The organism is Botryobacter ruber, from assembly GCF_003347595.2.
Lineage (GTDB): Bacteria > Bacteroidota > Bacteroidia > Cytophagales > Hymenobacteraceae > Pontibacter > Pontibacter ruber_A.
On the sequence record NZ_QCZK02000038.1, the window covers coordinates 132,060 to 145,843 of the forward strand.

Consider the following 13,784-nt stretch of genomic DNA (forward strand, 5'->3'; position numbering starts at 1 on the left):
AATTCAAGCAGCTTTTCCTGTCACACGCGATTTAAGAACCGGGTTGGGTATTACCTGCAACTACAGGGGCAGGTCACCTGCCGAAAAACCTGAGCAGGAAACGAACAGGTACCGGTTCTTAAAATGCTTCTCCTCTAACTAATATCCGCTATCCTTTTTGCCGTTGGCAAAAACCATGCTAAGCGCCTTGGGGCCAGCTTTCAGCGTGTGTTCCTTTGCACAGGTACCTGCCGTTCCGGATCTGTCGGGTCCTACTGAACTGTCAGTTCCTTGTTCTGGATCATCCTGTAAATCGTGGACTTTCCGATATCCAGTTTGTCAGCCACCAGCAGGATGTTGTAGTCGTACTTGTCCAGGAAGTGCTGAATAATTTCTACGGTATATTCTTTCAGGGAGCGCTCTTTGGCAAAGAACCCTTTTTCGGTGCTGTTTGCGTTAAAGTTGATATCCTGCTCCTGGATAATCTCGCCGTCGGCCAGTACCACTGCCAATTCCACGAGAGCTTTCAGTTCGCGGATGTTACCCGGGTAGGAGTAGGAGAGCAGCTTTTCCTGTGCGTCCGTCGACAGGCTTTTCCTGTTCATCCCGTTTTCTTTGGCAAAGGCGTCCATGAAGTGCTTGGCCAGGATTAAAATATCGCTGGCGCGGTTCCGTAACGGAGGCAGGTGGATGGGCAGCCCCAGCAAACGGTAATAGAGGTCTTCGCGGAAGTTGCCTTTCTGAACTTCTTCTGCCAGGTTTTTATGGGTGGCCACAATGATGCGTACATCGATGGGCACCACGGTGTTGCCGCCCACGCGTGAAATTTCTTTTTCCTGCAGCACCCGTAACAGCTTCGCCTGCAGGCTGATGTCAAGCTCTCCGATCTCGTCGAGAAAAATGGTGCCTTTGTTTGCTTCCTCAAATTTGCCAATGCGGCGCGACATGGCTCCTGTAAAAGCACCTTTTTCATGCCCGAAAAGCTCGCTTTCGATTAGCTCCCGCGGGATGGCAGCCACATTTACGGCTACATACGGTGTATCCCTTTTGGGGCCGTTGTAATGAATGGCTTTGGCTACCAGTTCCTTTCCTGTACCCGTCTCGCCTGTAATCGAAACGGTAATGTTGGTTTTGGTAGCTTTGTCCATCATGTTGAACACCTTCCGGATGGCATCGCTGTTCCCGATAATGACTTTGCTGAAATCGTATTTGTGGCTGATTTCCTGGCGCAGCTGGCTTATCTCTTCCCGTAACGAAACATTTTCCCTGATCTTGGTAATCGCGTTCCAGAGCCGTTCGGGGGTGTCTTCGTTTTTTACGATGTAGTCGTAGGCTCCTTTTTTGAGCAGGTCTACAGCAGTCGTTATGTCCTCCTGGCCTGATATAACCACCACATAGGTGTCGGGATTCAGCTCTTTTATTTTCTTCAGAACTTCAGCCCCGGTTTTATCCGGCAACGAATAATCAAGGGTTATCACATTAGGCCGCTCGTGCAGACTGGCAATGCAGTCTTTGCCTGAGTGAAACTTTTTTATTTCATAGTCAGGATTCAACGACAGATGATACTCCAGCAGTTCGCTGTACCAGACGTCATCTTCTACAATAAAAATATTGAAAGGCGTATCTTTCATGAACAAATTAATACACTATCAAACCGAAATTTAAAGTTAATATTAATATTTATAAAAAGAATAACGGTTAAGCGCCTGTACTTAAATTTATTACTTTAGCTATGTGAAAGCTTTTATTTTCCTTTGTATTTTTACTATACATATAAGTTTTTATACAATTTAAAGGAGCAAAGCTGCCCTATAGGAGAACAGCAGCAGTAGCGGGTATGGTGGCAGCAGCAGTAAATAAATTTTGACCCGTAGTTTGCTTTAACATATCCACCTGGTCAGTCTGAAGATGCCGCAAAAATCAAAGCAACCTGAGCACAAGGAATGGTGGTAATGGCAGGTGCAGTAGCACTGCCGGCAACTTAGGGAATTTCTGGGTGTAGTTTTTAACGACACCCAGAGTTCAGGTTTTTGTTTTTCTTAAGTTGACGGCATTGGGTGTAGTAGTGCTACTGCGTAAGAAGTACAAAAAAACGAGTTTGGTGGTTTTTGTTTAATAATGGTGATTTATCTTGCTACTACTAAGTAAGTTATCCTTGTTTTCCTGGAGCAGGAGGACCCGGTTTATGTTGTCTGGATGTTCTCATACCGGGCCCGTACAAACATAAATACACCATAGCAGATCAGGCCGATAGCTACCGCGCCGAGTATAAAAGAGCCAAACGTGTTTTGTTCAATAAACTGGAAAGCCTGTCCGCTGCCCCCGGCTTCCGAAGGATTGGCAGACATGGCGGCTCTCATAAATAAAAAGCCGATCACCATCCAGACAATCCCCCTGGCGGCATAGCCCACTTTTCCGGCCCGAATCAGCGTTTTCTTGATTTCCGGTTTTATCTGCGCACTGTTCACGTTTTTCATATACCGGCCGGAGTAGGCCCTGTAAATCTGGTATATGCCCGTACCGATAATGCCAAGCGCTACAGCACTCAGCAGCCAGATGCCGTACGGCTGCGAAAGTAATTCCCTGGCGAAGGATTGCCTGGAGTCGCCGCTGCCACCACCGCCACTGCCTCCGGAGGAGCCAAGAGCAAGTGTTGCGGCATAAAACGCCAGACCGCCATACACAACCCCGCTGAAAGCATAGCCTACCCGGGCTGCTATACCCTTGGCATCGCTGCCCCGGTTTTCGGTATCTTTTACAGCCTGTATAAACCTCCAGATCGCATAGCAAAGCATACCAATGGCTATGAGCGCCAGCAGTACCTGCCCGTATGGCTGCTCCAGGATAAACCTGAAGACGCCCTGTTTGCCGGCACTTTGTTCGGATGTTCCGTTTATTTCGAAAGCCGCCATAAAAGCCAGGGCGCCAACAATACAATACACAACCCCCTTGGCGGTTAGCCCCACCTGGGCAAACCTGGTTATCCATTCGGGCCTTGATGAAGGCAGGTGGGTCGTAAAGTCAGTATAGTCCATATAATTGATTGATAAAAGTCCTTGAATAACCTGCATACTATAAACCGGGAAGGAAGGTTTTATCCTACAAATGCCCGAAACGTTTCCGGGCTTCTTCCTCTAAAAAAGCACGGTGGTCGGGATGCGCAATACTGATGAGGGCTTTTGCACGCTGGCGCAGGTTCTTGCCGAACAAATACGCCGTTCCGTATTCGGTTACGACATAGTGCACATGCGCCCGCGTGGTTACCACTCCGGCCCCCTGGTTTATGAAAGGCGCTATCCGGGAGATGCCCTTGCTGGTGACCGAGGGCAGTGCAATGATGGGTTTACCTCCTTTCGATAGCGCAGCCCCCCGGATAAAATCCATCTGCCCGCCTATGCCCGAGTACTGGTAGGTGCCAATGGAGTCGGAAACCACCTGCCCGGTCAGGTCTATTTCGATGGCACTGTTAATGGCCGTAACCCGCGGGTTTGCCTGTATAATGCTGACGTCGTTTACAAAATCGGAGCTGTGCACGGTAACAAGTGGATTGTCATCCACAAAATCATACAACTCTTTTTTGCCTGCTATAAAGCTGGTGGTAATGTGCCCGGCCTGGATGGTTTTGTGCTGGTTGGTAATAATGCCTGCCTCCACAAGCGGTATGATGCCATTCGAAAACATCTCGGTATGGATGCCCAGTTCTTTGTGGTTGGTCAGGCTCTGGAGCACGGCGTCCGGAATGGCTCCGATGCCCATTTGGAGGGTAGCGCCGTCTTCCACCAGTTCTGCAATGTACTGGCCAATGACTTCCTCGGTAGGGGTAATGTGCTCCCGGTAATCAATTTCCGGCAGCGGCTCGTCTACCTCCACCAGCGCATCCAGTTTGCGGGTATGGATCAGGGCGTCGCCGTGGGTGCGGGGCATGCGGGGATTTACCTGGGCAATGACGTGGCGGGCACAGCTGACGGCCTCCCGGGCAATGTCTACGGAAACACCCAGCGAGCAGTAGCCGTGGCGGTCGGGGGGAGAGACATGCACAATGGCAACATCAAGGGGTAAAATGCACGACCGGAACAAAATCGGGATCTCGCTCAGGAAGACAGGCACATAATCGCCGCGGCCATGCCGGATGGCATCGCGGATGTTGGAGGAAACGAAAAGGGAGTTGAAGCGGAACGATTCCCGGTACTGTTCTTCGGCCAGGGGCATGTTGCCAAAGGTGCTGATGCTCACCAGCTCCACATCCCGTAGCGCAGGCGCCCGTTCTGCCAGCTTCCGGATCAGGTACTGCGGTGTGGCGGCGCTTCCATGCAGGAAAATCCTGTCCCCGGACCTGATCACAGCAAGGGCTTCTTCGGCAGTGTTATACTTAAGCATATACCCGGTTTCTACTAGCAGGTATACTTGTTTCCGGTTGAAAGGTTGGTGCAGCAGCGGGTGTGGGGGTATGCCTTGGAGGAGCAGTGGCTGTGGTGGCTGGTGCAGCAAAGTAAAACTGGCAGGATGTGCAGGTGCTGTTTCGGGAAGCTGCCTGCTGCGCCCCAACTATTTAATTTTTTATATATTTGTGCGGTAATGCAGCAGTAGCCCTGTTGGTGCCGTATTACAGACATATTCGCGCTAAAACTATGAAACAAAAAAAACTGATTCCCTTACTCTACCTGCTCTGGTGTTTTGGCTTTACGACCGGTTGTGTTGCAACGTCAGGCATACCCGATGCCTTTGCGACCACTGCTACGGATGCAGCGCTGGCTAAAAAGAACACCTATGCCTGGTACCAGGAAAAACCAGTAGCAGGCATTTACCTGGAAACCGGTTTTACAGAAGTGCTGGACAAGCATGTGAAAAGGGCTATTGAGGAAGAACTGGAGCAAAAAGGCCTGCAGAAAGTTACCACCAATCCTGACCTGCTGGTGGCTTACGACGTGAGCGTTTCGGTTCCGATCGAACTGGACAAGCCTTCGCTTTATGCGCCCGGTTTTGGGTATAGTTATGCCTGGGAAGCCGGCTACCGCTACAAGTACGGCACCTCCCGGATCGAAGGCTTCCGCCCGGTAGATCTTTACAAGGAAGGAACCATGATTATTGACATCATAGACCGTGCTAGCGGGGAACTGATCTGGCGTGGCTGGTCTGAAGGCCTGATCCGAAATTTTAATGCCAACTATAACAAAGTGAAAGAAAACGTTCAGCTGATATTGGATAAGTTTCCTGTTGAATAAGGTGTTATAATTTGTTGGTTGGTTTCAACTTGCATTAAACTTAAGGTGTGAAATTCTCCCTTCAAAGGCAGTATCTTGTCATTCAATATATTTATTGCGCAAGGGTTCCCCCTCGTGTTTACTACTCGCGGCCTCTGGCCGCAGTAAATTGACTGAAGAATGGTTCACTCCGGCCAGAGGCCGCGAGTAGTAGACACGAACGAAGACGTTCGCGCCAGGTTTAATTTTGATGAAATGGCTCATGTTGCTGATTCGGATTTGCAATCCTAATCCTACGGGTGGGGGATTTGCAATCCCCGTGGCTCAGGTTTTGAAAGCCACAAAATATTAAGTTTTGGTTTAGTCGGATTTCCATAGACGTCAGACTAACTTATCTTTTGTGTCATTGGTACCGCAGGGAGAAACCTGAAGTCAACATACCTAGGTGAAATATTCCAGACTTCTCACAGCTACGCTGGCTCCCTTCGGCTCTCGCCTCGGGAATGGTCGAAATGACAATTAATTATTTTTGGTTTTAGCCTGATGGCTATGGTCGGATTACAAATCCGACGGCTCCCGGAATTCGGATTGCAAATCCGAATCAGCAAGAACTTGACTGATTTCTTTGTGATTCCGAGTCAGTAAAATTTGCCTTTACAAACGGGCTTCATCGTTCCCACCTTTACCGCTGCGCTCTAACTGGCGGTATGAAAGGACATGGTTTCAATCCTGTTTCATAAACTTCGCAAACTGCATAACATCAACGTGCTTGCCTACTACATAGATAATATCGTCCTGCATGATTTTGGTATACGCATTGACGTCCAGCAGGGAGTCTCCGTGCCTTTTAATGGCGACGATGGTCACGTTGAACCTTACCCGTATCTCAGCTTCTATCAACGTTCTTCCTACAATAGAGGCATCGTCGGTGTAGACGCGCAGGCTCGCCACTTCCAGGTCCGGCAAGTCCAGCGCCATGTTATTTACGGAACCTTTGTGTCCGGAAATAGTGCGGAGCATGTCGTAGTTATCGGCCCGGATGCCATCGGTAAAGCTTTCGATCTCGTCTCGCGGTACCAGGTACTTTGACAAAACCCTTGTAAAAATCTCAATCGAGGTTTCAAACTCCTCCGGGATCACCTCGTCTGCCCCTAATTTATAGTTCTCGTCCATCTCCTGCACAAACCGCGTCCGGACAATAATATGCACTTTGTCGCTCATCTGGCGGATAGCCGCAATAATCCGCTTGGTGGCTTCCGGGTCAGAAATGGCGATGACCACCACCCGGGCTTTGTTGATATTTACGTGGTTCAGCAGCACGCCATGCACGGCATCGCCATAGAGGATAGGCTCGCCTAACTGCCTTTCTGTCTTGACGGTAACGGCATTCAGCTCAATAATGACATAAGGTATCTGGGCATGTTTAGCTGCTTTGGCTACATTGCGGCCGTTAATACCATACCCGATGATGATAATGTGGTCGTCGAGGGTATCATGAAAATCGGGTGCGGCCTCCGGGTTTGCTTTCTGGTTCAGCAAATGGACCGGCAACCTGGAGCTTATCCTGCGGGAGATCTCGTGGTAATAATCAATAACAAAAGGAGTGATGGCCATGGTCAGCAGCGATACCGATAAAAAGTACTGGTACGTTTCCTCCGACAATAAACCGTATTGGATACCGGTTTTGGAAAGAATGAAAGCAAATTCCCCCACCTGGAACAGCGACAAGCCCACGAGGGTAGAAGTCCGCCACGGAAACTTCAGAGTTTTGGCAGCCAGCGTGGCAACAAGCCCTTTGAGCAGGAAAGTAGCGGCCGTAAAGAGCAGGATGACGAGCAAATGCTGCAGCATAAACCCGAAGTCGAGCAGCATCCCGATCGACACAAAGAAAAAGCTGGTGAAAATTTCACGGAAAGGCAGAATATTGCTGGTCGCCTGGTGACTGTATTCTGATTCCGAAATGATCAGGCCGGCCATAAAAGCCCCCAGGGCCAGCGATAAGCCGAGGCTGGAGGTAAACCAGGCAACGGCAAAGCAGATAACGACCACGCAAAGAATAAACAGCTCCTTGCTTTTAGTGCGGGCCACCTGGTCCAGCAGCCAGGGCACCAGGTAACGGGCGCTTACCAGTACAAACAGCACCACAAGCCCGCCCTTCAGGGCCATCAGGAGCAGTTCTGTGCCAATATTCTCCGATTCACCGCCCATCAGCGGCGTGATCAGCATCAGGGGCACCACCACGATGTCCTGGAAAATCAGGATGCCGAGCACAATCTTGCCGTGCGGACTGTTCAATTCGCCTTTGTCCTGCAGGATTTTAAGCACTATGGCCGTACTGCTCAGGGCAATCAGGAAACCCATAAAAAAGGATTCCCCGGTTCCGAACCCAAGCACCAGCATGAGCAGGCAAACCGTCCCGATTGTCAGCAGCACCTGGGAAGCGCCGCCCAGCAGCACCGTTTTTTTGATAAGGGCCAGGCTTTTGAGGGAAAATTCCATCCCGATGATAAACAGAAGCAGAATGACCCCGATCTCGGCCAGCACCTCGATGTCGTGGGTGGAGGTAAGGAGGCTCAAGCCATGCGGACCAGCTATTACCCCTGTTGCCAGAAAGCCCAGGATGGTAGGCAGCCTGAACCGCTGGAACAGCAGGATAACCACCACAGCCAGGCCAAGCACAATGACAATATCAGCCAATAATGGGATTTCCATATATATTTTAAGGTAAATTACGTCGTTATATCAAGAACTTACACACTGTTCGGCAAAAGCGACAGTTTGTTGCAGAGCAGGTTGTTTAAATAGCTTTACTTGTAAACTTTTATTCATAACCGATGTTGCAAAAAATCCTGCTTCAAGTTTCCAACTTGGAGCTTTTTATCATGAAAGCTTTAAGCTTTCGTGTCTGAAATTATATACTTTCATACTCACGCAAGTTGAAAACTTGCTGGAATGATAGCTCCAAGTTACGCTGCGCTAAACTTGAAGCAGTTTTTCTGTTTTGGAGGAGCAAAGGCAATGGTCGCAGCTGCAGACAAATTTTCCCTTTAAGATTAGCTTCAAAGCCGCAGGTCCCGGACTTGATCAGGAGGGGACTTTTCCTGCTACCAAAATTTGTGCGCAGCTACAGCTGAATCAAAATATCCTCAAGCACCTTCCCATTCGGCATAAAACTGGTCCAGGAAATCTTCCATGTAGCGGTGACGCTGTTCGGCCATTCTTTTTGCAGCAGCAGTATGCATACGGTCTTTGAGGAGCAATAGCTTTTCGTAAAAATGATTGATGGTAGGAGCGGTGCTCGCTTTGTAAGCCTCGAATGAGGTATGCAGTACCGGAGGTATTTCCGGATTATAAAGCGCACGTCCTTTATGCCCGCCGTACGCAAAGGCACGCGCAATGCCAATGGCACCAATGGCGTCCAGCCGGTCGGCATCCTGCACCACACACCCTTCGGCAGTGCTCATTGCCGAAGAAGTGCCGGCTCCTTTAAAGGAAATTTCCCGGATGATGGTACAGACATGGGCAATGGTTTCCTCTGCTACAGATAGCTTCTCCAGCCATTCGCGCGCCATCCGCGGACCGACAGTTTCGTCTCCGCCATGAAACTTATGATCGCCGACATCATGTAGCAGCGCCGCCAGCTCCACCACAAACCGGTCTGCTGCTTCATGACGGGCAATTGCCAGTGTATTTTTCCAGACCCGGTAGACGTGCCACCAGTCATGCCCCGAGCCTTCGCCAGCCAGCAGGCCTTTTACAAAGGCTGCGGTGGCATCAATTATTTTATCGCTGTGCTGCATGCTTTCTTCCTGTAATGAAAGGCAAAACTGCGAATTAATATGGTATACAGCAAAAGTAATGACAGGAGCAGTGCCTTAGAAGGAAGTTGAAAGGAGAGGGGGTATACTAACAGATGTTATTATTTCGGGAGCAGGATACGAAAGACTATGCTTGCTTCGTTCAGTAAGCCAGTAGGATATATACGTAAAGCAGCAGGATAAAAATGTAAATATGTGGTTGCCCGGGTGAAGTAAGAGGTGCTTTTCTTGGCAATTAAAGGATTAAGCAGTACACTTGCCGCCGGTTTCCGAGATCAAATATGCACCGGATTAAACTAAATTTGATTTCGGATGGTTGTGTAAAAGCTGCAGTATGAAGTTTTGCATGTTCCCTGTTTCAGAATCTTACCAGAAGAACAAAATTCATTTTGGTAGCCTCTGCTTTCGTAAAACTTCAGCAGCAGCGGGTGTGGTGGCAGGTGCAGCAGACTTTTGCAGCAAGCGTTACACGATGCTGGGCATACTCCTGGTAACGCTGCTGGTTGCCGCAGGACAGGCGGATGCCCAGATCCTGAACATAGAACGGTCGCGGGTAGCGCAGGATGCTGCAGATTATTTTACCGGCAAGGCGGCGTTTAATTTCTCGATGTTCAACAGGAATGCCGGCAGGAACAACCCGAACAACTTCCTGCAGCTGACCTTCGACGGAAGCAGCGCTTACGTGTCGGAGCAGCACAGTTACCAGTTGCTGGGCAACCTGAATTACCTGCTGGTGAACTACACCTCCAGGGAATCGAGAAACACCGTTGCCAGTAACGGTTACGCGCATTTCCGGGTAAACCTGCTCCGGAAGCGACGGCTGTCGTACGAGTTGTTCACCCAATACCAGGCCGACCTGGCGCGCGGACTGGAGGTAAGATATTTAACCGGGGGTGGAATGCGCTATGCCCTGCTGCGGGAAGACGACGTGCATGTGGCAATCGGGAGCGGCCTGATGTACGAGCACGAAGCGTGGAAAGACCCGGAACAGGAGGGAAGGCTGCGGGTGGCTGACCTGCTGAAGTCGACGAACTATGCGAGTATACGGGCAAAGTTTAACGAGCAGGTAGGCGCCAATGTCATCGTCTATTACCAGACCGGCTACGACCACACCATTGCCAGATTCCGGAACCGGGTCAGCGGCGATGTGAGTTTTGATGTGAAGGTACTAAACAGGCTGTCGCTGAAAACAAACTTCAGTTGTACCTTTGAGGATAAGCCGATTGTGCCGGTGACTAAGTTTGTTTATTCGATCACGAATGGGGTGCAGTATGCGTTTTGAGGTAAGAGTGGAGATGTTTTAAGTGCTTTAACTAGGAGGAAAGCTTATTTGGGATGGGAGTGACTGTCCAATTCTAATGCTACTGCCTGTTAGTTTAGCGGAAACAGAAAGAGATATTTATTAAACATATGATAAGAATCAGATTTAAAATTTATAATTTTGCGGTTTGAATTAGGTAAAAGTTAGTGAGAAAATAATTTTCAGCTTTTTATTTAAACCTGTAGAAGAAGTACTCCAATGCGTAATGCCCTTAGTGTTCTGTGTTTTTTAGCCGGTATTTTAATTTTTGGTTCCTGTGTTCCGCAAAAGAAGGTGTTGTTGTTGCAGGAGAACCCAAATGTAGAAAACCAGGGGAAAGCAGATAAATTACTAAAGACAATACCGTTACAAAAGCGGGTGTATACACTGAAGCCTGGGGATGTGCTTTCGTTGCAGGTGCAGAGCACAACGCCGGAAGAACTTAATTTTTTAGCTGCTCCGCCAGCCACTTTTGGAGCTACAGATCCGGTTTTGAGTGGTTATACCTTGGATGAGGAAGGAAATATGCTATTACCAGTGGTTGGAAAGCTAAGCCTACTCAACCTAAGTATGCCGGAGGCAAGAATTAAAATAGCAGAAGCTCTAAAGCCTTACTTAGCAGATCCTACCGTTAATCTCCGTTTGCTTACTTTTCGTTTTACTGTTTTAGGGGAAGTGGGTGCTCAAGGACAGTATACAACCCTACAGGATGATCTAAACGTATTGGATGCTCTTTCTTATGCAGGTGGTTTCACTCCTTTTTCAAATAGAGGGAATATTAGACTAATTCGTTATGAAGAGGGACATGCAAAGATTTATGCTATCAGTCTACTGGATAATGAAATAATCGGTAAGCAGAACTTTTTCATGATGCCAAATGATTTATTAATTGTAGATCCTTTACCGGCGAAAAGCATAAAGGATAATTGGGTTGGTTCCCTTACTATTGGACTATCTGTAATATCCACGTTAATAATTATTTTAACAAGGTTAAACCGGTAAAATGTCATTTAAAAGAATAAGATAATTATAAAAAAATTGGAAAGTAAAATTTTACAACAGCAGGAATCGCCATTTAATATTCAAAAAATTTTGAATATGGTTCTTGCCTATTGGTATCTGATTTTAGGATCAGTAATGTTTGCTTTGTTTATCGCTTTTCTGATAAATAGGTACACAGAGCCTATTTTTGAGGTGAAATCCTCTGTAATGGTTAATGATCCGAAAGGAAAGTCAAATGCGAGTGCAAGTGCCGCCGCTGTGTTATATGGAGGAGATATGTTCAAAAGTGTAAATAACCTGGCTAATGAAGCAATTGTTTTAAAAAGTAAAAGCCTGGTATTAGAAACTTTGCGGAAACTCGAATTTGATGTTACCTATTACCAGCAAGGAAAAATAAAGCTTTCTGAAGCATATAAAGAAAGCTCTCCTTTTCGTGTAGAGTACGATACAGCATCCTTAGATATTCCTTATGAGGTAATGTTTAAGATTGATATACTTGATCCTAAGACATTTGTCATGTCTACAGAAAATGTAGCCTGGAACAGTCAATTAGAAAAGAGAGCGTTAGAGTTTGATAAGTATTATACGATCAATAAATTTACCTTTAAAGTCATTTTAAAAAGCCCTCAGCTAAGTAATAACTCAAACGAGTTGATCTTTAAAATAAATAATCTAAATAACTTGGCATATAGATATGTCGGCGGATTGTCAGTTACACCCTTTTCTAAAGATGTATCCGTTTTAGATCTTAAATTAACCGGCCCAACCCCTTCCAAAGATATTGACTTTCTGAATGCGCATATGGAAACCTATATGCACAATAATCTGCTTTTGAAAAACAAACAGGCTGTTAATACAGTCAATTTTATAGATGATCAGTTGCTGGAGATAGGAGATTCATTAAATATTATAGAAAGCAGACTTGAGAGTTTTAAACGCAACAATGTTAATCTTGACATAAGTAACTCTGGAAGCTCTATTGCGACAGGATTACAGGAAATGGAAAGTGAAAAAGCTGTTTTATTACTAAATGCCGAGTATTACAAGTATCTGACGAATTACCTGAAGGCTGGAAAAGAACTTGAACAGGTAGTGGTTCCTTCTAATTTTGGTATTCAGGATCCTGTCTTAAATCAGTTAATAGGGCGATTAATTGAATTGCAAACAACAATTCTCGCTTTGACGCAAAGCAGGACTCCGGACAACCCTGGGATTACTGAAAATCTTCGAGTTGCAAGAAAAGAAATGACAGAATTGCGGCAGAATATATTAGAAAGCATGAAAAACATAGTGGCTTCTAACAATATTGCCCTAAGAGAAGTAAATCAGCGTATAAATTCCGCATCAAATTCTTTGAGAAGTTTGCCTTCAGCTGAGCGTCAGTTTATTAACATACAGAGGTTACACAAACTTAGTGAAAATTTATACGTTTTCCTGATGGAAAAAAGGGCAGAAACCGGTATTGCAAAAGCTGCCAATACATCGGATGTAACTATTATAAGTGAAGCACAGGTCTCTGCCAATATTGCACCTACATCTTCTAAAAACTATACTACTGCATTTTTACTAGGGTTAGCTTTGCCATTAGCCTTAATTTTTGCTAAAGAATATTTCAATACCAAATTAAGTACGGTAGATGAACTCAAAAAAATGACTGCTGTTCCTGTTCTGGGAATAATTGGACATAACAAAAAAGAGAGCAGAACTTTAATTGACCAGAATCCAAAATCAGCCCTGGCAGAGGCCTTTCGTACCTTAAGGTCTAACTTGAAGTTTATGACCAGCAAAGATTCTGACCAGGCAAAATTAGTAGTTGTTACTTCTTCTATAAGCGGAGAAGGTAAAACATTTTCTGCTAAAAATCTGGCATATATCTTAGCTATTTCTAACGAAAAGACTTTGTTAATAAATGCTGATATGCGTAAACCAAATGACAACACTGATTTTGGTGTATCAAAAAACATAGGTTTAAGCAATTATTTAGCAGGACATACCGGGCTTAACAATATAATTTATCAGTCTGTTCAGGAAAATTTGTTCATTCTTCCTTCAGGAGATATTCCTCCTAATCCGTCTGAATTGCTTTTAAGTGAACGGATGAATGAATTGCTTAACAATTTAAGGCTTGATTTCGATTACATCATTATTGATACCCCCCCAGTTGGGATACTTTCCGATGGTCTTGAAATGATGCGTGTTGCAGATGTTAATATTTACATGGTAAGGCAGGATTATACTCCTAAAGCTTTCATTAAAGACCTTCAACAGCAATACGAATCAGGTAAGTTCAAAAATACGGCCGTATTATTCAATGATGTTAACCAACAAAAATTAACCTATGGTTACGGTTATGGTTACGGTTATGGTTACGGTTATGGCTATTATGCAGAAGATGTGAAATCCCGCACCTGGTGGAAACGTGTTTTACAATCTTAGTACTGTTCCTAAATGAGCTAATTCTGAACATTTTATTTAAGCAGGACT

General features: G+C 46.2%; 9 protein-coding genes. 4 read left to right on the forward strand and 5 right to left on the reverse strand.

Annotation, left to right across the window (positions count from 1 at the left end; translation table 11 throughout):
- Window positions 1-251: 251 nt before the first annotated feature.
- The 3 genes from DCW36_RS12260 to DCW36_RS12270 form a co-directional block, all read right to left on the reverse strand.
- On the reverse strand, window positions 252-1,610 hold the full coding sequence (locus DCW36_RS12260; protein WP_114781582.1) for a sigma-54-dependent transcriptional regulator: 1,359 nt from the start codon (window positions 1,608-1,610) through the stop codon (window positions 252-254).
- 552 nt (window positions 1,611-2,162) lie between these two features.
- Entirely contained in the window at window positions 2,163-3,014 is an 852-nt protein-coding gene (locus DCW36_RS12265) for a DUF1206 domain-containing protein (RefSeq protein ID WP_114781583.1), read from the reverse strand.
- 64 nt (window positions 3,015-3,078) lie between these two features.
- Window positions 3,079-4,356, reverse strand: a complete 1,278-nt coding sequence (locus DCW36_RS12270) for an acetyl-CoA hydrolase/transferase family protein (RefSeq protein WP_114781584.1) — start codon at window positions 4,354-4,356, stop codon at window positions 3,079-3,081.
- A gap of 251 nt (window positions 4,357-4,607) precedes the next feature.
- On the opposite strand from DCW36_RS12270, the gene DCW36_RS12275 reads away from it, so the two are divergent.
- Window positions 4,608-5,201, forward strand: a complete 594-nt coding sequence (locus DCW36_RS12275; RefSeq protein WP_114781585.1) for a DUF4136 domain-containing protein — start codon at window positions 4,608-4,610, stop codon at window positions 5,199-5,201.
- Between the two features lie 702 nt (window positions 5,202-5,903).
- On the opposite strand, the gene DCW36_RS12280 is transcribed toward DCW36_RS12275, so the two are convergent.
- Both DCW36_RS12280 and DCW36_RS12285 read right to left on the reverse strand, forming a co-directional pair.
- Window positions 5,904-7,892, reverse strand: coding sequence for a cation:proton antiporter domain-containing protein (locus tag DCW36_RS12280; RefSeq protein ID WP_114781586.1), 1,989 nt, complete (start codon window positions 7,890-7,892; stop codon window positions 5,904-5,906).
- A 434-nt stretch (window positions 7,893-8,326) separates the two neighbouring features.
- On the reverse strand, window positions 8,327-8,980 hold the full coding sequence (locus DCW36_RS12285) for an HD domain-containing protein (protein ID WP_114781587.1): 654 nt from the start codon (window positions 8,978-8,980) through the stop codon (window positions 8,327-8,329).
- Window positions 8,981-9,332: 352 nt separating this feature from the next.
- Here DCW36_RS12285 and DCW36_RS12290 point away from each other — a divergent pair, with 352 nt between their 5' ends.
- The 3 genes from DCW36_RS12290 (at window position 9,333) to DCW36_RS12300 (ending at window position 13,736) form a co-directional block, all read left to right on the forward strand.
- Window positions 9,333-10,280 carry a DUF481 domain-containing protein gene (locus DCW36_RS12290; RefSeq protein ID WP_114781588.1) on the forward strand — a complete coding sequence of 316 codons (948 nt, stop codon included), beginning with the start codon at window positions 9,333-9,335 and terminating at the stop codon, window positions 10,278-10,280.
- Window positions 10,281-10,517: 237 nt separating this feature from the next.
- The gene (locus tag DCW36_RS12295) at window positions 10,518-11,300 is read left to right on the forward strand and encodes a polysaccharide biosynthesis/export family protein (protein ID WP_114781589.1); all 783 of its coding nucleotides are present in this window, start codon (window positions 10,518-10,520) and stop codon (window positions 11,298-11,300) included.
- A 36-nt stretch (window positions 11,301-11,336) separates the two neighbouring features.
- The gene (locus tag DCW36_RS12300) at window positions 11,337-13,736 is read left to right on the forward strand and encodes a polysaccharide biosynthesis tyrosine autokinase (protein WP_125185341.1); all 2,400 of its coding nucleotides are present in this window, start codon (window positions 11,337-11,339) and stop codon (window positions 13,734-13,736) included.
- Window positions 13,737-13,784: the final 48 nt, after the last annotated feature.

Excerpts from the sequence above, each read along its gene's own strand:
- DCW36_RS12260 (WP_114781582.1), bottom strand. The coding sequence starts at position 1,610 with ATGAAAGATACGCCTTTCAATATTTTTATTGTAGAAGATGACGTCTGG.
- DCW36_RS12265 (WP_114781583.1), bottom strand. The coding sequence starts at position 3,014 with ATGGACTATACTGACTTTACGACCCACCTGCCTTCATCAAGGCCCGAA.
- DCW36_RS12270 (WP_114781584.1), bottom strand. The coding sequence starts at position 4,356 with ATGCTTAAGTATAACACTGCCGAAGAAGCCCTTGCTGTGATCAGGTCC.
- DCW36_RS12275 (WP_114781585.1), top strand. The coding sequence starts at position 4,608 with ATGAAACAAAAAAAACTGATTCCCTTACTCTACCTGCTCTGGTGTTTT.
- DCW36_RS12280 (WP_114781586.1), bottom strand. The coding sequence starts at position 7,892 with ATGGAAATCCCATTATTGGCTGATATTGTCATTGTGCTTGGCCTGGCT.
- DCW36_RS12285 (WP_114781587.1), bottom strand. The coding sequence starts at position 8,980 with ATGCAGCACAGCGATAAAATAATTGATGCCACCGCAGCCTTTGTAAAA.
- DCW36_RS12290 (WP_114781588.1), top strand. The coding sequence starts at position 9,333 with ATGAAGTTTTGCATGTTCCCTGTTTCAGAATCTTACCAGAAGAACAAA.
- DCW36_RS12295 (WP_114781589.1), top strand. The coding sequence starts at position 10,518 with ATGCGTAATGCCCTTAGTGTTCTGTGTTTTTTAGCCGGTATTTTAATT.